The 17,852-nt window shown below is 40.2% G+C and carries 17 protein-coding genes, 1 pseudogene and 1 riboswitch; of the genes and pseudogenes, 5 read left to right on the top strand and 13 right to left on the bottom strand.

Going from position 1 to position 17,852, the window contains the following annotated elements:
• Position 1: 1 nt before the first annotated feature.
• The 10 genes from MKY17_RS03300 to MKY17_RS03255 form a co-directional block, all read right to left on the bottom strand.
• Positions 2 to 511 carry a GNAT family N-acetyltransferase gene (locus MKY17_RS03300; RefSeq protein WP_098370539.1) on the bottom strand — a complete coding sequence of 170 codons (510 nt, stop codon included), beginning with the start codon at positions 509 to 511 and terminating at the stop codon, positions 2 to 4.
• 22 nt (positions 512 to 533) lie between these two features.
• Positions 534 to 1,304 (bottom strand): amino acid ABC transporter ATP-binding protein, encoded by a 771-nt coding sequence (locus MKY17_RS03295; protein ID WP_098370538.1) that lies wholly within the window; start codon positions 1,302 to 1,304, stop codon positions 534 to 536.
• Positions 1,301 to 2,011: an amino acid ABC transporter permease gene (locus MKY17_RS03290; RefSeq protein ID WP_098370537.1), complete on the bottom strand. Its 711-nt coding sequence runs from the start codon at positions 2,009 to 2,011 to the stop codon at positions 1,301 to 1,303. The genes MKY17_RS03295 and MKY17_RS03290 overlap by 4 nt, the downstream gene beginning before the upstream one ends.
• A 20-nt stretch (positions 2,012 to 2,031) precedes the next feature.
• On the bottom strand, positions 2,032 to 2,739 hold the full coding sequence (locus tag MKY17_RS03285; protein WP_098370536.1) for an amino acid ABC transporter permease: 708 nt from the start codon (positions 2,737 to 2,739) through the stop codon (positions 2,032 to 2,034).
• Positions 2,740 to 2,771: 32 nt separating this feature from the next.
• Complete coding sequence (locus MKY17_RS03280) at positions 2,772 to 3,590, bottom strand: amino acid ABC transporter substrate-binding protein (protein ID WP_098370535.1); 819 nt, start codon at positions 3,588 to 3,590, stop codon at positions 2,772 to 2,774.
• A gap of 20 nt (positions 3,591 to 3,610) precedes the next feature.
• Positions 3,611 to 4,144 carry a GNAT family N-acetyltransferase gene (locus MKY17_RS03275; protein WP_098370534.1) on the bottom strand — a complete coding sequence of 178 codons (534 nt, stop codon included), beginning with the start codon at positions 4,142 to 4,144 and terminating at the stop codon, positions 3,611 to 3,613.
• A 121-nt stretch (positions 4,145 to 4,265) separates the two neighbouring features.
• Positions 4,266 to 4,526 carry a glutaredoxin gene (locus tag MKY17_RS03270; protein WP_098370533.1) on the bottom strand — a complete coding sequence of 87 codons (261 nt, stop codon included), beginning with the start codon at positions 4,524 to 4,526 and terminating at the stop codon, positions 4,266 to 4,268.
• Positions 4,527 to 4,564: 38 nt separating this feature from the next.
• Positions 4,565 to 5,899: an LLM class flavin-dependent oxidoreductase gene (locus tag MKY17_RS03265; protein ID WP_098370532.1), complete on the bottom strand. Its 1,335-nt coding sequence runs from the start codon at positions 5,897 to 5,899 to the stop codon at positions 4,565 to 4,567.
• Between the two features lie 74 nt (positions 5,900 to 5,973).
• Positions 5,974 to 6,996, bottom strand: coding sequence for an LLM class flavin-dependent oxidoreductase (locus MKY17_RS03260; RefSeq protein ID WP_098370531.1), 1,023 nt, complete (start codon positions 6,994 to 6,996; stop codon positions 5,974 to 5,976).
• Positions 6,997 to 7,129: 133 nt separating this feature from the next.
• Positions 7,130 to 8,041, bottom strand: coding sequence for a LysR family transcriptional regulator (locus MKY17_RS03255; protein ID WP_098370530.1), 912 nt, complete (start codon positions 8,039 to 8,041; stop codon positions 7,130 to 7,132).
• A gap of 403 nt (positions 8,042 to 8,444) precedes the next feature.
• On the opposite strand from MKY17_RS03255, the gene MKY17_RS03250 reads away from it, so the two are divergent.
• The gene (locus tag MKY17_RS03250) at positions 8,445 to 8,657 is read left to right on the top strand and encodes a hypothetical protein (RefSeq protein ID WP_057278656.1); all 213 of its coding nucleotides are present in this window, start codon (positions 8,445 to 8,447) and stop codon (positions 8,655 to 8,657) included.
• A 110-nt stretch (positions 8,658 to 8,767) separates the two neighbouring features.
• Here MKY17_RS03250 and MKY17_RS03245 read toward each other — a convergent pair.
• Positions 8,768 to 10,118: pseudogene (locus MKY17_RS03245) on the bottom strand (FAD-binding oxidoreductase).
• A gap of 267 nt (positions 10,119 to 10,385) precedes the next feature.
• Positions 10,386 to 11,771 (bottom strand): amino acid permease, encoded by a 1,386-nt coding sequence (locus tag MKY17_RS03240; RefSeq protein ID WP_098370529.1) that lies wholly within the window; start codon positions 11,769 to 11,771, stop codon positions 10,386 to 10,388.
• Between the two features lie 504 nt (positions 11,772 to 12,275).
• Positions 12,276 to 12,354, top strand: a riboswitch (glycine riboswitch).
• Between the two features lie 206 nt (positions 12,355 to 12,560).
• On the opposite strand from MKY17_RS03240, the gene MKY17_RS03235 reads away from it, so the two are divergent.
• From MKY17_RS03235 to MKY17_RS03220, 4 genes are all read left to right on the top strand, one after another.
• Entirely contained in the window at positions 12,561 to 13,904 is a 1,344-nt protein-coding gene (locus MKY17_RS03235; protein ID WP_098370528.1) for an amino acid permease, read from the top strand.
• 287 nt (positions 13,905 to 14,191) lie between these two features.
• A complete protein-coding gene (locus MKY17_RS03230) occupies positions 14,192 to 14,392 on the top strand; it encodes a DUF3311 domain-containing protein (RefSeq protein ID WP_098370527.1) in 201 nt (66 codons plus the stop codon).
• Complete coding sequence (locus tag MKY17_RS03225; RefSeq protein ID WP_098370526.1) at positions 14,389 to 15,867, top strand: sodium:solute symporter; 1,479 nt, start codon at positions 14,389 to 14,391, stop codon at positions 15,865 to 15,867. Before MKY17_RS03230 ends, MKY17_RS03225 begins: the two co-directional genes overlap by 4 nt.
• A 264-nt stretch (positions 15,868 to 16,131) precedes the next feature.
• Positions 16,132 to 16,341 (top strand): hypothetical protein, encoded by a 210-nt coding sequence (locus MKY17_RS03220; protein ID WP_339201362.1) that lies wholly within the window; start codon positions 16,132 to 16,134, stop codon positions 16,339 to 16,341.
• A 26-nt stretch (positions 16,342 to 16,367) separates the two neighbouring features.
• Here the strand turns inward: MKY17_RS03220 and argH are convergent, their stop codons facing one another.
• A complete protein-coding gene (gene argH, locus MKY17_RS03215) occupies positions 16,368 to 17,852 on the bottom strand; it encodes an argininosuccinate lyase (RefSeq protein WP_098370524.1) in 1,485 nt (494 codons plus the stop codon).

The raw sequence follows: 17,852 nt of genomic DNA, 5'->3' as shown, positions 1-17,852 counted from the left end.
TCTATAAATCTAAGCGATAGCATTTTACTAAAATATCATGATTTTGAAATTCCTTCGTTCGATCCCGTTTAAAGCCAAACCATTCATATAGTTTAATGGCTTTATGCATCTTATCAGTAGAATGTAGATACAAACTGGACGCACCTTGCGATTTTGCATAATTTACACTAGCTTTTAATAATTCCTGTGCGATACCGCGTCCCCTTGATTCGGGATGAACGGCCAACAACCGAATGATTGGTGAAAAAATCCCAAGTTCCGGCTTTTCATATGCTTTTTCAGATGACTGAAAAAGCTGTAATGTACCAAGGATATCCTGATTGCACTTTGCAACCAACACCTTATCAACATGTGGATTATCCACGGAAGATTGAATGTTTTTTAAATACCCTTCCCAGGCTTCCGGGTTCGAATATTCATGTTCATATTGTTGATAACTTTCAACCAATAAACGGCGCACCGTCTCTTTATCTTCTTCAATCAATTCATCGACTACGATTGTATTAATCATACGTCCTCCTTGGCCCCTTCCTTTAATTGGCCTTTTCTTGTAATAACGATAAGGAATAATCTCTTGATATCCGGTTTAAAAATTGTCGTGTTCGTTCTTCCTTTGGAGCATTGAAAATCTCCAATGGTGACCCTTCTTCAACAATGACCCCGCCATCCATGAAAAGAACGCGATCCGATATCTCTTTAGCAAAACTCATTTCATGGGTTACAATCACCATCGTGATGCCTTCCTGGGCAATTGCTTTTATGACAGAAAGCACCTCCCCAACCAACTCAGGGTCGAGTGCCGACGTTGGCTCGTCAAATAGAATGACCTCCGGATTTAAAGCAAGTGCCCTGGCAATTCCAACACGTTGCTGTTGCCCTCCTGACAATTGCGAAGGGAAATGGTTATGCTTATCTCCCAAACCTACTTTTTCCAATAACAGCTCACTTTCCCGTTTCGCTTCAGCTTTCTTATATTTTTTTGTAACAATTAACCCTTCCATTACATTCTCCAAAACAGTTTTATGAGCAAATAAGTTATAATGCTGAAAAACCATTGCCGATTGTCTTCTAAGGGATAGGATTTCCCTTTTGGTCGCCTTCTTAGACTTCACCTTTATATCCCCCACTTGAACAATTCCCTCATCCGGTTTCTCGAGAAAGTTCAAGCACCTAAGCAAGGTTGTTTTCCCAGATCCACTCGGTCCAAGTATGGTAACTACTTCTCCCTTGCCTATTTTCAAATTAATTCCTTTTAAAACGGGCTGCTGGTTAAATGATTTTTTTATTTCTTTTAAATAAATCATTGTACTCCTCCTCGATTATAGGCAGTGGCCTTTTTCTCAATTAAAAACGAAAGCCCCTCTGCAATGATTGTGAGGCCCCAATAAATTAAACCAGCAGCGATAAATGACTCCAAAAATTTCAAATTGGTGGATGCAACAATATTGGCCGCTCCTGTCATTTCTTTTTGCGATACAACGAAAGCAATGGATGACGTATGCAAGAATCCAATGAAAATATTCGTGAAATTCGGGATGGACTGAGCAATGGCCTGTGGCAAAACAATTCGCGTCATGGCTTGAAACGAATTCATGCCCACGGAATAGGCTGCCTCCATTTGGCCATTGGAGACACTGATAATTCCCGATCTGAATATTTCCGATAAATAGGCACCCGCACTCAACGATAAGGCGGTTAAGACAAATAAAATGATCGGAATGGAATTAGATTGAATACCCAAATCAAACTTTTTAGAAATTTGATCGATTAATAATGGAAAACCGAAATAAATGAGCATGATGTGCATGATAATCGGTGTTCCTCTAAAGAAGGAAACATATCCATTTGCAACTCTACTTAGAAATTTCACTTTATATATCCTTATCAAGGCAACAGTGAGACCGATAATAAAACCTGCAAGAAGAGGAAGAATCGTTAAGATAAGTGTGATTGGAAGTGCTCTAATAATCTCCTTAAAAGCAGTCCAAATGAATGGTATATCAATCGTCAAGTCCTTCCCTCCTCTCTTTGTTATCCAGTAACAGACACTTCAACAGTTTGATGCCGATTAATGCGGTTTTCATAAAGTCTGAATATTTTCTCGAACAATAGCACGACTGCATAATAGATAACGGCTAATGAGAGATAGACTTCGAGAGCATGTGCAGTTGCGGCAATCAATGTCTCTCCCCTCCCCATCATATCCATTACGCCGATGGTAAAGGCAAGTGAGGTATCCTTCAAGGATCCGATAATAGAGTTTGCGATATTCGGAAAAGCAATCCTTATTGCCTGAGGAAGCACAATTCGAAAAAAACTTTGACTATTATTCATGCCAACAGAATAGGCTGCTTCCGTTTGCCCATAATCGACAGCCTTAATTGCTCCTCGGAATATTTCTGCGAAATGCGCCCCATTACTTAATGCATACGTAATAATGACAAAATACAGAGCATCCATTCTTGAAATATCAATATTAATGAATATAAGGATTGCAGGCAGTCCATAAAAAACTAGAAATAATTGTATTAAAATAGGCGTTCCCCGAATGAATGAAATATACAAAATGACTATTTGATTCAAAACAGGGATACGAAATAATCTCAGGATGGCTGCCGCTATCCCGATGACCATTCCTAATAAAACGGATGCTGCCAGAATTTTCAATGTTACGCCAAGATAATATATTAACGTCGGAATGAAATCGACGATTAATGAAGGATCAAATGCTTTCCCCATGCTTTAGCACCTCCGCGCTTACTACTATCTAATTAAAATCCCACTGAATAGTCGGCGCCCAGCCACTTTTTACTTAGTTCGCTAACTGCCCCTTCTTCTTTCAGTTCCACAAGTGCTTCATCAATTCTCTTCTGTAAAGGCGTTTCGTCTTTTCTTAGCAAAAAGTATACTTTTGAATTAAGAAGCGGCTCACCCACAACCTTTTGCTGTGCATCTGCTTGTTTATTTAAGAAGTCGACTGCAAATGGTGTAGTAATGGTAGCATCCGCCCGACCAGTTTTGATTTGATTCTTCGTATCATCTGTGCCTTGGCCAGAATAGACTATTTCAATACCGGCATTATTTTCTTTATTATACTTTTCAAGAAAAACTGCAGAATTGCTCGTTGCACTCACTATCGCTTTTTTTCCTTTTAGATCTTTAATGGAATGGATATCATTGTTGTCCTGATGAACTGTAACTTGAAGCGGAAAGACATTGTAGGGTTCTTTATTAAATAGAAATTTTTCTTCCCGTTCATCATTCACTTCCATTTGATGAGCAACAAAATCTATTTTGTTCGTTTCTAAACTTAATAATAGATTAGAAAATTCCATCGTTTTAAATTCAAATTCATATTCAGGCAGCTTTTCATCGATTTGACGAACCAACTCGACATCATACCCTGTTAGCTTACCATTCTTATCCAAAAAGCAAATATTAGGGAATTGCGTCCCTGTTCCAACAATGATTTTCTGAACTTTTTTATCTTTTGAATCCCCAGATTTTGCTGTACTCGTTGTTTCTTTTGAAGAACAAGCTCCTAAAAAAGTTAGTAGCAGTGCCATAACAATTAGTAATGTTTTTTTCATCTCAATTCCCCCGTACGTTTTTAATTACTAACAATTGGTTCTTTATTTTCAATAATGCGATACAACGTTTCATCTAGAATTTTACGAAGATACACAATTTTTTCTCCATCGTGATCCCGTTCAGCAAAAATCTCATAGCCCCTTCTTTCATAAATGGAAACTAGCCAAGGGTGACGTTCAGCTGTCGCCAAATAGACAGCCGGCGCTTTCACCTGTTTCCGAAGTGCATTTTCTTCCACCCAGGTTAACAAAGTCGAGCCAAAACCTTTTTGTTTGTATAGGGGGTCGACTGCAAACCACCAAATGAATGGGTACGGACTGAAATGATCAGGATCATTCCATGGATGACGAACTGTCACAGTGGAAACAATTTGGCCCTGCTGCTCTAAAACATAAGTGAGATTCCGCCTAATATTATTCGTCACTAGCTGTAAATCGGCTGTCGCAGCAAGAAAGTTAATATTCAATTCTCTGATTGGTTCATAAGCCCGAAGTGTGACGTTTAGCACTTCTGGAGCATCCTTTACAGTGGCAAGACGGATTAACTGTGTCATGATTAACTCCCCATTTCTATAACTTATTATTTACACAAGAATAGTCGGATTTATTTCTGCAATCTTTCCTTAATTCAATCAGTCATACTTATAGACTTAGATTTTAACGCATGATTTTTTGTTATTGTACACGTTTAAGTAATTTTTCAAGATGAGGAATTCCAATTTCCGTAACGCTCTCATATACACTACCTCGCCCAATTTCAATAATGGGCACATATCGAACACCATATTTGATTTCTAAAATATCTCGCCGATCATCATGATTGGTAACATCCACCGTTTGATAAGCGATCTCCTTTTCTTTTAAGTATTGTTTAACCTCCTCGCAATAGTGACATCCTTGTTTTGACCAAACGACGACAGATAACGCTTCTCCCATTTCTTATTCCTCCTTCAATTTTTAAATTGATTCTTCAATCATTGATTAATGCTTTCTTTCGCATAACGATTTTCCGGGAATGGAAGCCCCAAGTTGCCTCTTAAGGTTTCTGCTTCATATTCAGTACGATATATTCCCCTTTTTTGAAGGATAGGAACCACATAGTCTACAAAGTCACTTAAAGCATTTGGAACACTTGAAGAAAAGATAAATCCGTCCGCCCCCTTCTCTTCGAACCATTGCTGAATCAAATGCGCTACTTTCTCTGGAGTTCCAATGAAAGAAGTCCGGGGTGTTGTCTCCTTAAGTGCTACTTGACGGAGCGTTAACTGTTTCTCCTTCGCTTCCTGTTTAATTCGATCAGTCGTACTTCGGAAACTGTTTTTTCCGATGTCTCCGAGATCTGGGAAAGGTGCATCCAGTTCATATTGGGAAAAATCATGATGATCGAAGTAGCGTCCCAAATAGTCAAGCGCCTTATCTATAGAAACTAGGTTAGCGAGTTCTTGATATTTGTGCTCCGCCTCTTCCTCAGTTGCACCAATGATTGGCGCGATACCTGGCAGAATAACAATTTCATCAGGATTTCTCCCGAATGCAATAGCCCTGTTTTTTACATCCTGATAAAAAATCTTTGCATCTTCCAATGTTGGTTGACCAGTAAAGATTGCATCCGCTTCTTTAGCCGCAAAATTTTTGCCAGCTTCTGATGAACCAGCTTGAAAAACGACAGGTCTCCCCTGTTTAGATCTGGCAATGTTGAGTGGTCCTTGCACGGAGAAAAATTCTCCTTTATGCTTTAATTGATGCATTTTTGAAGGATCAAAAAACTCACCGGACTCTTTATCCCGAGTAAACGCGTCATCCTCCCATGAATCCCAAAGTCCTTTGGTGACTTGTATATATTCTGATGCTATCCGATAGCGTTTGGCATGATCAGGGTGTTCTTCAATGGTTTTGTTATAATTCAAGGCCGTACTCTCAAGAGGGGTAGTAACAAGGTTCCATCCGCCACGACCTTGACTAATGTGATCAAGTGAAGCAAATTGCCGAGCTACAGTAAATGGCTCACTGTATGAGGTGGAAACTGTTCCGACAAGCCCTATTCTTGATGTGAAAGCAGCGAGTGCGGATAAAATGGTAAGTGGTTCAAATCGATTTAAGAAATGCGGTATTGACTTCTCATTGATAAACAATCCGTCAGCAATGAAAAGTAAATCGAACTTTCCCTCTTCAGCCTTCTGGGCCTGCTCCTTATAAAATTCAAGACTAACACTGGCATCTGCTTGAATGTCTGGATGTCTCCAACCAGATATACTCCCTCCAACTCCATGAACAAGCGCTCCAAATTTCAACTTTCTCTGCTCAGACATCAATACTCCTCCTTTAATTAATCGGTTTTCAGCTTTGCTGACATCCACCAACTTCCCTAATTGCTGAAGTCTTTTTAATTTTGGCTCGTAACGTGTTTCTCTTCAGATAAGACTAATTGAAGTGGACTCAACAATCGAAAAGATCTGAACCTTTCTGCTTCCTTTAAAATCGGCGAATGTAGGATAAACTCATCTACCCCGTACTTTTCATGTAAATTTGCTAAGACTTCTTTTACATAAGAAGGAGTTCCAGCAATAATATTGGAATCTTGTTCTTCTATTTCGTAAGGCTCCCCAGACTGCTTCCCGAATAACTCTGCTTGCGCTAGTGTTTGGACCGTGACAGAACGACCGCTTTTGAGATGAACTTTCACAATCTTCTGGTCACCTGTTAACTGTTCTGCTTCTTGTTGTGAAGGAGCAGCAATCACTGAAACCGATACCTTAAAGCTCCCAGCTGGATAGATACTTTGGTAAATGCGTGAAGCATCTTCGAGTACAGTCTCATTACTATTGATAAATCGAGCAAATACATAAGCTATACCAAGATCGGCTGCTAGCCTGGCACTGTCAGCACTTGCACCAAGCAGAAACATCTTAGGCTTTTTGGAAGGGAGAGGTGTCGCTTGAATGCCTGCAAGCGGGTGAGTTTCATTAACTGAATTTTCGATTATTTCTCGGAGGAAAGATAACCGCTCTTCGAAATCTTTTCCATCATTCACAGTTCCAAACTGTAGCGCCTTCGTTGATAAGGGAAGGCCACCTGGTGCCTTTCCGATGCCAAGGTCTACCCTGCCTGGCGAAAGATTCGATAATACGTGAAAGTTTTCCGCCACTTTATATGGACTATAATGCTGAAGCATAACTCCTCCGGACCCTACCCGAATCGATTTTGTCTGGGCTAATAAATAAGAAATCAATACTTCCGGGGAGGACCCCGCCAACTGTTCGGCATGATGATGTTCCGATACCCAGAAACGGGTATAACCCCACTCTTCTGCATGTCTAGCCAGATTAATGGTTTGTTGTAGTGCATCAAATGCTGAAGCTCCTGGAAATATCGGGCTCTGGTCTAAAATGCCAAGCTTATAACTCATATTCTCTCCTCCGCTTTAATTCAAAGTTTACTTATGTGAATAATTATATTTTGACATATCCTATCATCTAGAACATGCTAATGGCAATGGTTTTACTAATAGAAAAAAATATTGTATTGATAGAAAATATCTATCAATTCGATTGTAACTGTAATTGCTGAGGGTTTTTCTCAAATTTCCGAATCGATAAAAGAATGTCTTTCCATAATAAAGGGGATTCCATCCCGTGATTTAAATGCGTCAGATGGATGTGCTGCTTTATCTTGATTAAATGTGACACATCCACTTCAATCAAATTTCCCTGTTCTAACTCTTTTTTAATACATAAGTACGGTAAAAATCCGATACAGCTTCTGCTAAGAATTAGCGACTTCGCCACTTCCAGGTGATCAACCTGAAATTCAATGCGAGGCTCTACATTGGATACTTCAAAAATTTTATGAACGTGGTTCCAGTCAAACGCACCACACTCAAAAAATACCAACGGCTCCATTGCTAATTCCTGTACTGTAAGCCCAGTTCGAAGTTGAAATGGATGTCCTGGATACACGACTAAACGAATCGAATTATCAAGGGTTTTGTAATTTTGCAGACCGCTATGTGTAACATCCTTCATAAAGGCTATATCAACCTGTTTCTGAAGCAATTTTTCCATTAATGCATCATTTGTTGCTGAAATAAATTTAAAGCGTAAATTGGGGTTTTCCTTTTTCCATAGAGGAAGAGCAAATGGAATAAAGTATTGCGATGTAATGATATTAGCCCCTATCGTTATTTCCTCCAGTTCGCTTCCTCTTTTCAACTGCTTTTTCCCCTGGTGAAAGGTACGAATAATTTGATCCGCAAACGGAATGAAGGCTTTCCCTTTTTCGGTTAAAATAATCCCTCTTCCTTGCCTCTCAAATAGTACTGAATCGAGTTCACTCTCAAGCGTCTTAATTCTTGCCGAAACCGTTGGCTGTGATAAAAACATTGCCTCTGCGGCTTTATGAAAACTATTAAGGTGAACAACATACATAAAAGCTTCAATATGATCAATATTCATCTTGCCAACTCCTTTTTCCAAGTGAACGCAAAAAGCTCCTGTTCGCTTATCACGTTCAGGAGCTTTCGGTTGTCCAATCAGCTCATCACTTATAATAATTCTTTCTCCGATTTTAATCTGATAAAACCAATAAGTAAAGTATAATTTAATTAACTAAACAACCAAAAAATCACGATATATTTTTTACGTTTTCATACATTATGATATTCAAGGAACGTAATAGTAATTATGCAGATGAAAATTTCAGGATTCTAAGTAAATAAAACGAATACTTTTTTGGACGTTTCAGAACTTTTCCAAGCTGTCCATCCTGTCTAGGTTATATTTTTTTCTCCTTATAAAATAGAAAAGAACGGTCATCCTAATGGAGTAATCCCAATAATGACATAAGGAGAGAAACTACATGCCTCAGCAACAAATTGATATCAATCAATTAAATCAAGCAAAAGCAAACGTTACCCTTACGCAAACCTTACTTTCACAAGCAATTGAAAAATCTTCCTCTGATCCAACTTTGGCACAAGAAGCCATTAAACAAGCTGCTCAAGAAATCGCCCAAGCCCAATCTTCCGTAAATCAGGTTTACAATACAGTACAAGCTCAGCAAGCGGAATGATTTTGAGTATTATCTCGATTAATTAATTCAAAACAAGAAGAAAGAGGCCTATATCCAAATTTAGGAATAGGCCTTTATATAACGAATATTTATGGTGAATCCAAGCTTTTTCAAACCCACTTATTTAATGGCGGTATGCTTTGTGGAAAACTTAAACGCATTGTATGGATCATACCTCGTTTTCACTTCCCTAAGCCGTTTGAAATTTTCTCCATAATACGCAGTTGGCCAATCTTTGATTAGAGTATCCGGCCAATTCACATAGTCACCGGTAGTAAATGGCGACAAGGCATGCTTCAGGTCCTTGATCCAACGAATGTTTAGCCGCTCTTCTTCTGGATTGGTCCATGCAGCCTGATACTCCTGGGCGATGATGGCATCGCGATAATAAAAAGCTGTCTCCTTTGGATCTTTAAGGCCCGCCACTCCTCCTAAGGATTGGTGCCAAATGGCTGCATTTTCATTTGGAGCATTTCCTAAAAAATGTTTCATGGTCATGATTGCTTGCTCCGGAAAAGCTTTTTCAATGAAAGATCCTGACCTCTTTCGATACGCCGGTTGATTTCCAGCTGGATAATCAAAGAATCTTACGGCTTCAATGTATGGGACTTCCTTTATCATGACATTTATTGGTGAACCAGTTTTTGTCAAAGGCTTTAATAGCTGCTTCAATCTATGTGACGATCCAACAAATTCACCTTTAGCAAAAATTTCGTTTGCTTCCTTTGCCTTGAATTCTATTTCTGAAGTTAAGCATTCATCAGCTTGAGGGGCCCAATCCTGCCAGGCTTCAAACACCGCTTCGAAATCTTCCCACCCCCATGTGACGGAGAAAACGGATACCCTTGATACGGGGGTTACCCTGAAAGTAAGAGAAGTGACTATGCCAAAGTTTCCCCCTCCTCCCCCGCAGCATGCCCAAAATAAATCACTATTGATTTTCCTATTTGCTTTAATGAGTTTGGCGCCCCTCTTTCCACACGCCCTTACCATTTCTATTTCAAGTAGATTGTCACAAGTAAGTCCAAAGCGCCTCGTTAACATACCTATTCCACCGCCGAGCGTAAGACCTACAACACCAACACTGCTTTCGGTCCCTGCCGGAATCGTCGTTCCATAGTTCCATAACGTATTATATACTCGCCCTAAATCAGCTCCGGCTTCAATTTTTGCGATCATTTTTTCACGATTGACCTTGATATTGTACATTTCACTAATATCAATGACTAGACCGCCATTCACTAATGAAAAATTTTCATAACTATGCCTGCCGCTCCTAACCCGGAAAGGTGCATGATTTTCCCGGGCCCACTTCAATGAATTCAACACATCATCGGAATTTTGACAAAACACAATGACCTTTGGGAATTTAGAAAAACTTAAGTTATTATTTATCCTGGCACGCTCATACTCAGCATCATTTGGTGTAACGATACGCCCGGTAAGCTTAGTTCTTTCCAAAAGATAACCCCTTCCTCGGGTAAATATGTTACATCCTATGAAAAAACTGGCAGGAAGATACATTCCCCTTGCTGTCCCTCCCTTGTAATGGGGTCAATTTAGCTTTACTCGTGAATTTCGCTGTTTTACTCGTGAATTCAACGGTTTTACTCGTAAATTTCGCTGTTTTACTCGTGAATTCCACGCATTTACTCGTGAATTCCACAATTGATCCAAAAAAACAAAAAAAGCCCTTCTCGAATTAAGAGAAGGGCTTTTTTTACCTTATCAGGAAATCTCATCATCGGATTTAACATCCAATGGTGTTCGTTTATCCATTTTCAGCATGTAATAACTTGCTGCGACCAAGGCTAGGAAAACGATCCCGACAACCAAGGAAATCCTTGTACTAGGATTGATCCACATACCGACCAGCACCATCAGTAAAAAGGCAATCGTCGCATAGTTACTGTAAGGGGCCAACGGCATTTTGAACGGATGTTTCTCCATTACAGCAGCATTCACCTTTCTGAATTTAAGCTCACTGATAAGTAAGACAAACCATGGAATCATCCCGGGCAATACACTCGCACTGTACACATAAAGGAATAATTGAGGCGGTGCAAGGTAATTCAGGATAACCCCGATGCCCAATCCTAAAAGTACAGCGATCGTGCAATATGCCGGCACTCCATTTTTAGATACTTTAGCAAAGGCTTTCGGAGCTTGGCCATTCAATGCCAGTGTGTAAAGCATACGTCCTGCACTGAAAATCCCACTGTTGCATCCAGACATTGCTGCAGTGATTACGACAAAATTAATGATGCCTGCCGCTGCAGTGATACCTATTTTGGCAAAGGTTGAAACAAATGGACTGCCTAAGTCATCCAGTTGATCCCAAGGGAATACTGTCACGATGACGAATATGGCACCAATGTAGAAAATTAAAATGCGCCATATGATTGATTGGATCGCTTTTGTTACGGTCTTGGTTGGATTCTTCGCTTCTCCTGCTGTGATTCCGATAAGCTCAACGCCTTGATAGGAAGCCACTACTAGGGAAAGCGCGAAGAAGAATCCTGTCCAGCCTCCCGTAAAGAAGCCGCCATTTGCCCAAAGATTCGATAATCCAATAGCATCCCCGCCATTCCCTATTCCAAAGAAGATAAGGCCAAGGCCGGCAATGATCATCAATATAATCGTTATGATTTTTATAAGCGCAAACCAAAATTCAAATTCCCCGAAGGATTTAACCGAAATAAGGTTTGCCGCCCCCAAGATGATCATGGCGACCACACCTGGTATCCAAGCAGGTAACTCCGGGAACCAATATTGCATATACAACCCAACCGCGATGATTTCGGACATTCCGACGATTACCCATTGAAACCAATTGCTCCAAGCAGTCATATAACCTGCCAAGGGATGTATATAGCTGCTCGCAAAGGTTGCAAAAGAACCTGTAGTCGGTTCTAAATATAGCATCTCACCCATGGAACGCATGATGAAAAATATAAAAATACCTGCGATTGCATAAGCAAGCATAACAGAGGGCCCGGTCCATTTGATCGTGCTCGCAGAACCCATGAATAAACCGACCCCGATGGTTCCGCCTAAAGCTATCATTTGAATATGTCTTGATTCCAGCCCTCTCTTTAATTCCTTGTTCGACATGATTAACTCCCCCAGATGCAATATCGGTAATGCTTTTCCATCCTTGCCACGAACGACTCTCTTTTAATTAGAAATGCTTTATCGTAATCAATATTACATAACACTTCAATTATATTTTCTTATCTTATAATAGTAAATATTCTGTAAAAATACAATTGTATTTTTGAAATAAACAGTTACCAATAATATCTTGTCGATTTTTCTAATCTAAAAATATCATTTTAAAAAAATGATGTTCAGTATTTTATAATAGTGATCGTTCAAAAAGAGCAGAAAACTATCACTTCTGCTTAAACCTTAAGTTAAATACAAACCACTATTAAACTGCGATAATGCCTGTTTCATTTCAAAAATATTGTTGACCTACCGAAAAATTGATGATAGAATTCCAATATTATTTTATAAGCATAATGAATGATCCAACAGTGGAAGATTAACACTGACAGACATTTCTTCACAACCGCATACAAGCAAGCGATGAATGCTATGGATGACACTATAGCAGGAGCAGCTTCTGGAGAGACTGTACAAGATGCAGCGCCGAAGGATTCACAATCTCAGGCAAAAGGACAGAAGAGTAACGAATGATAGAATTGTTATTCTGAACCCTTTAAGAGATTGGTATTATCCAATCTCTTTTTTTATTGTCCATTTTGTGATTGGACTTAAAACTACACTCTTGAAAACCAATGGAATAGGCAAGCAGGGCAAAAAATCACGTCCCTCTCTCCAAGACCATGCAGGTTGAAATCATTACTAACAAGACTATAAAAAACGGGGGCGTAAGAATTGGCTAAACAGGAATTAAAAAGAGATTTAAAAAATCGACATGTACAACTGATTGCAATAGGAGGAACCATTGGCACCGGTTTATTTTTAGGATCCGGAAAAGCCATACAATTGGCTGGACCTTCCATTATATTCTCCTATCTGATAATAGGGATTGCCTTGTTTTTTGTGATGAGGGCGCTGGGCGAATTGCTATTATCCAATGCAGGTTATGCATCATTCACTGAATTTGCAACCGAATATGTCGGTCCATGGGCTGGATTCGTGACAGGTTGGACATATTGGTTCTGTTGGATCATGACCGCAATGGCCGATATCATAGCTGTCGGTGTCTATATACAATATTGGTTCGATATCCCTCAATGGATTCCAGCTCTAATATGCCTAGTCATTCTGTTAGGGTTGAACCTATTGACCGTTAAGTTATTTGGCGAATTGGAATTCTGGTTTGCCATCATTAAAGTAATCACGATCATTGCCTTGATCATCGTAGGAATCATTCTATTGATCATCGGCTTCAACACCAATACCGGAACGGTTTCCATAACGAACCTATGGAATCATGGGGGCATGTTCCCCAATGGCATTTCCGGATTCCTATTATCATTACAGTTGGTCGTCTTCTCATTTGTCGGTGTCGAATTGGTCGGGGTTTCCGCAGCGGAAACGGCGAACCCGAGAAAGAACATTCCTTCTGCCATCAATAAAATCCCTGTCCGGATTTTACTTTTCTATGTTGGTGCCCTATTCGTCATTCTCTGTGTCAACCCATGGACACAACTTGATGCCTCAAGCAGCCCATTTGTAGAGGTCTTTGCGTTAATCGGCATTCCTGTCGCTGCAGGAATCATCAACTTCGTCGTGTTGACATCCGCTGCTTCTGCATGTAACAGCGGTTTATTTTCAACAAGCCGAATACTCTATACGTTAAGCAGAAATGGCGAAGCCCCTGCTAAACTGGAAAAATTAAATAAACAGGCTGTTCCAAGCAATGCCTTATTAACATCCACAATCGTTGTATCAATAGGGGCATTATTAAGCAAGCTGATACCGGAACAGGCATTTACCGTCGTGACGACCATCAGTGCCATCTGTTTCATTTGGGTATGGAGCATTATCTTGATCTCCCATATCAAATATTCGAAAACAAGGCCTGATCTAAGAGCCGAATCGACTTTCAAGGCTCCTTTTACACCCTTTGTCAATTACGCCATTTTAGGATTATTCCTATTCATCCTTATTGTTATGCTATTCGCTGAAGCTACACGACTATCACTGCTCTTGACCCCGATCTGGTTCATACTCTTGGTGATACTATATAACTATCGGAAAAAAAATAGCTAAAGGAAATAAAGCCTTGAATTCAATTCGAATTCAAGGCTTTATCCATCTAAGAAACATATCAAGATTAGGCAGTTGGCACTTTTTTGCTAAAATATATCACCCAACTCCATTAAATTTTATATCAAAATAGTGTAAGCTATTATATATCATCGGACCTTTTTAAAAGAAGGTAAATCCGTCTTGTATGAATTTTCCTTCCCGGTTTGGTTCACCCAGCCATCAGTGGCATTGAAGAATAAACCCCATTGATGGACGTTTCACTTATTTAAAACGGAGGGGTTTGTTTAATGAAGATTATATATATCCTTACTCTAGTTCCTTTTATAGGCATACTAGGATTTCTACCTTTTGTTAATAAAATAGAACCATACGTATTAGGGATGCCTTTCAATATGTTCTGGATGGCTATGTGGGTTGTCCTTACCTCTGCCATATTGGGCATCATGTATAAGCTGGATCCCAGGAATCGGGAAGGTGACCAGAAATGAATATTGCTCTCTTAATCATTTTAGCATTTTTACTTCTATCGATATTTTTAGGGATACGCTCTTCAAAAGGAAAAGATATGAACTTGGAACAATGGACGGTGGGCGGACGTGGTTTTGGTGCGATTTTCGTCTTTCTGCTGATGGCCGGGGAAATCTATACGACCTTCTCCTTCCTTGGCGGCAGCGGCTGGGCATATGGCAAGGGCGCACCCGCTCTATATGTTCTAATTTACATTACTCTGTCTTACGTATTATCCTATTGGCTCCTTCCGGAAATATGGAAATATGCCAAAGAAAATAAACTGATGTCTCAATCCGATTTCTTTGTGAGCAAATATAAGAGTCCCAGTTTAGGAATTTTGGCTGCACTTGTCGGTGTGGTGTCGATGATTCCAGTGATCGTCGTGCAGCTGAAAGGATTGGGAATCATTGTCTCAGAGGCATCTTATGGTGCCATCTCAATGTCCGAGGCAGTTTGGATGGGGGCGATCAGCCTAACCATTTATGTGATGATCTCCGGTATACACGGTTCTGTTTGGATAGCGGTCATTAAAGATATCATGATGGTCGCCATAATAGGATTTTTGGGGATTTATCTGCCGATCCATTACTTTGGCGGATTTCAGCCGATGTTTGAAGCGATTGATGCGGCCAAACCTGGTTTTCTAAAGTTCCCTGACCAGGGACTTAGCGTATCATGGTTTATCTCCACGGTAATATTGCTCGTATTCGGTTTCTATATGTGGCCACAAGTTTTCAGCGCTGTCTATTCAGCACGCAGCGGCAAGGTATTTCGAAAAAATGCCATCATCAGCCCTTTATATACACTCATGCTGTTATTCGTCTTTTTCGTTGGGTTTACAGCTATATTGAAAGTGCCCGGACTTGTTGGGGCAGATGCAGACCTCTCATTGCTGCGCCTTTCGATCGAGACATTTGATCCATGGTTTATAGGCATAATCGGCGGAGCTGGATTGTTGACCGCATTGGTGCCGGGATCCATGCTTTTGATGAGCGTCGCTACACTGCTCGCGAAAAACGTCTATAAGGAATTTGCACCTGCAGTGTCCGATCGCCACGTTGTACGATTGGCAAAGTTTCTTGTTCCAGTCATTGCCCTTATAGCCGTCTACTTCACCTTAAACGGCGGCGAAACGATGTCAGCATTAATTCTAATGGGATACAGTCTCATTACACAGCTATTCCCGTCCCTGCTCTTTAGTCTGAAGAAGAATAATCCCATCAATAAATATGGCGCAATCGCCGGCATCATCACCGGATTATTCATCGTAATCTGCATTACACTCAGTTCTTCAACTATAGGAACCTTGTTTCCGTCCTTGCCGCAAGCCGCGAAAGATTTGAATGTGGGAATCATCGCCTTGGCGGTCAATTTCATTGTGATGATCACGGTAAGTCTTGCTTTCAGAAAGCACGCGGTTCAGTTGGAACCTAAATCCGTTAACGATATTTGAAACACTTTCTGATGCTGGTTATTTTGGATAATGAAACATTAAAAGAACATCGAAAGGGCTCAGTCAAAAGACTGAGCCTTTCTTATAATCGACATCCAAAGTCATAATGTCCTTTTTCTTAAGAGTAATTATACAAAGTTAATAGCGGACAAAAAACAATGTCTCATATGAAACTACTAATCTTTTTTGTTTATAATCAAAACCCCTATTTTAACTAATAAATACAACGAGAAAATACTCTTTTCAGGAGGTTCGGGCTTTTACTTGGGATTTGGAGTAAATACTCGTGAATTCTACGTTTTTACTCGTGAATTTGGAGTAAATACTCGTGAATTTGGAGTAAATACTCGTGAATTTGGAGTAAATACTCGTGAATTTGGAGTAAATACTCGTGAATTCCACGCTTTTACTCGTGAATTTCATGCTTTTACTCGTGGATTTGGAGTAAATACTCGTGAATTTCATGCCCGTTAAAATTCATTTCCTTTTTTCACGTACCTTCAGTAATCCACTAAAGCCTTCCTGTCATCATTCATTGCTTTAACGATACCCTTATATTCGTGCAACTGTTGCTCCAGTTTTTGTTTTCTATTTACGATCATCCTCGTAACTTCTTTCGGGCTGGGCCCGCCTTGAATGCTTCTAATTTCCACAAAGTATTCGGGAGAGATGATCTTTTTCCATTCGTCTTCAGTTAAATTCACTGCAACGAATTCATTGATGATCTTGTTGATGTCTTGCGTGTCCCAATCATAAAGCTCCTTCCCTTCACCAATCGACCGTTTTGCAATATGACTCGCTATGGAATGAGCTTTTCTAAATGATATCTCGTAATCTCTTGATAGGGTATCCGCTAATTCAGTAACCGTTATACTGGATTTTGCGGCCATTTTCTTTGTATGTTCTTCATTTACTTTCAAAGTCGATATGACGGCATACATTAGTTTCATGACACGTCCTGCATTCGAAAAAGCCCGATATAAATGCGGCTGTAAATCATCTTCCGTATCGACGATATCACCAAATGGCGTATTGTGGATCATATTCATTGCAGCGAGTGCATCACCATACGCACTGCTTGCAATCGAACGGGAATGTTCAATGGAAACTGGATTTCTTTTTTGCGGCATGATGCTGCTCACTTGAACATAAGGATCGGCCACATGAAATGTACCAAACTCCCTTGTCACATGCTGCAGGAAATCTTGAATCCATCTTCCTGCATTGACCATGCACGTCATGATGGCAGTTGCGGTTTCCAATAAATAATCCGCCCCGCCTATCGAGTCATAGGAATTCTCGATCACCGAATCAAACCCAAGCAGTTCAGCAGTACGGTTGCGGCTGATCGGAAAACCGGTGGTCGTTAACGCGGCAGCGCCCAAAGGCGATTGGTTAACCGTTTCATAGGCTGCCCATAACCGGCCAATATCCCTTTGAAGCACATCATAAATGGCTAAAAAGTAATGTCCTATCGTAGTCGGCTGAGCCGGTTGGGTATGCGTGTAACCAGTTATATAAGTTTCTGTATGTTTTTCAGCCTGCACCAGAAATGCCTCACTCAAATGGTTTGCGTAGCCAATCAATTGGAGCAGATGGCCTCTCAAAACAAGCCGGTACATCGCGACTCCCATATCATTACGACTGCGGCCGATATGAATCTTTCCTGCAAGTTCATGACCGATTTCCTCACCTATCTTTGCCTCCATCATGAAAAATAAGTCTTCGAATTGGGGCTGATAGGTCAACTGCTTGAGATCTGTTTGGGCCACTTTCCGAATCCCATCAAGCATGGTTTTCGCCTCTTCTTCTTTAATGATCTTTTGTTCCGAAAGCATGATGACATGCGCCCGATGAATATCGAACATTGCATGAAATAAGTAATCTCTTTGATCATTAAAAACAGGCATCAGAAGCTCTTCTGCATATGTTTTTCCGGGAAAGACACTACCTTCATTTTTGATAAATTCTTCAAGCCTGCTCAT

This window comes from Peribacillus sp. FSL P2-0133, from assembly GCF_037975445.1.
Lineage (GTDB): Bacteria > Bacillota > Bacilli > Bacillales > DSM-1321 > Peribacillus > Peribacillus simplex_E.
The sequence above is the reverse complement of the archived record's forward strand: the minus strand, read 5'-3'. Positions and strand labels throughout refer to the sequence as shown.

Coding starts and splice junctions, on each gene's coding strand:
- MKY17_RS03280 (WP_098370535.1), bottom strand. CDS start 3,590: ATGAAAAAAACATTACTAATTGTTATGGCACTGCTACTAACTTTTTTA.
- MKY17_RS03240 (WP_098370529.1), bottom strand. CDS start 11,771: ATGTCGAACAAGGAATTAAAGAGAGGGCTGGAATCAAGACATATTCAA.
- MKY17_RS03260 (WP_098370531.1), bottom strand. CDS start 6,996: ATGAGTTATAAGCTTGGCATTTTAGACCAGAGCCCGATATTTCCAGGA.
- MKY17_RS03255 (WP_098370530.1), bottom strand. CDS start 8,041: ATGAATATTGATCATATTGAAGCTTTTATGTATGTTGTTCACCTTAAT.
- MKY17_RS03275 (WP_098370534.1), bottom strand. CDS start 4,144: ATGACACAGTTAATCCGTCTTGCCACTGTAAAGGATGCTCCAGAAGTG.
- MKY17_RS03250 (WP_057278656.1), top strand. CDS start 8,445: ATGCCTCAGCAACAAATTGATATCAATCAATTAAATCAAGCAAAAGCA.
- argH (WP_098370524.1), bottom strand. CDS start 17,852: ATGAGCAGGCTTGAAGAATTTATCAAAAATGAAGGTAGTGTCTTTCCC.
- MKY17_RS03270 (WP_098370533.1), bottom strand. CDS start 4,526: ATGGGAGAAGCGTTATCTGTCGTCGTTTGGTCAAAACAAGGATGTCAC.
- MKY17_RS03295 (WP_098370538.1), bottom strand. CDS start 1,304: ATGATTTATTTAAAAGAAATAAAAAAATCATTTAACCAGCAGCCCGTT.
- MKY17_RS03230 (WP_098370527.1), top strand. CDS start 14,192: ATGAAGATTATATATATCCTTACTCTAGTTCCTTTTATAGGCATACTA.
- MKY17_RS03225 (WP_098370526.1), top strand. CDS start 14,389: ATGAATATTGCTCTCTTAATCATTTTAGCATTTTTACTTCTATCGATA.
- MKY17_RS03265 (WP_098370532.1), bottom strand. CDS start 5,899: ATGTCTGAGCAGAGAAAGTTGAAATTTGGAGCGCTTGTTCATGGAGTT.
- MKY17_RS03285 (WP_098370536.1), bottom strand. CDS start 2,739: ATGGGGAAAGCATTTGATCCTTCATTAATCGTCGATTTCATTCCGACG.
- MKY17_RS03300 (WP_098370539.1), bottom strand. CDS start 511: ATGATTAATACAATCGTAGTCGATGAATTGATTGAAGAAGATAAAGAG.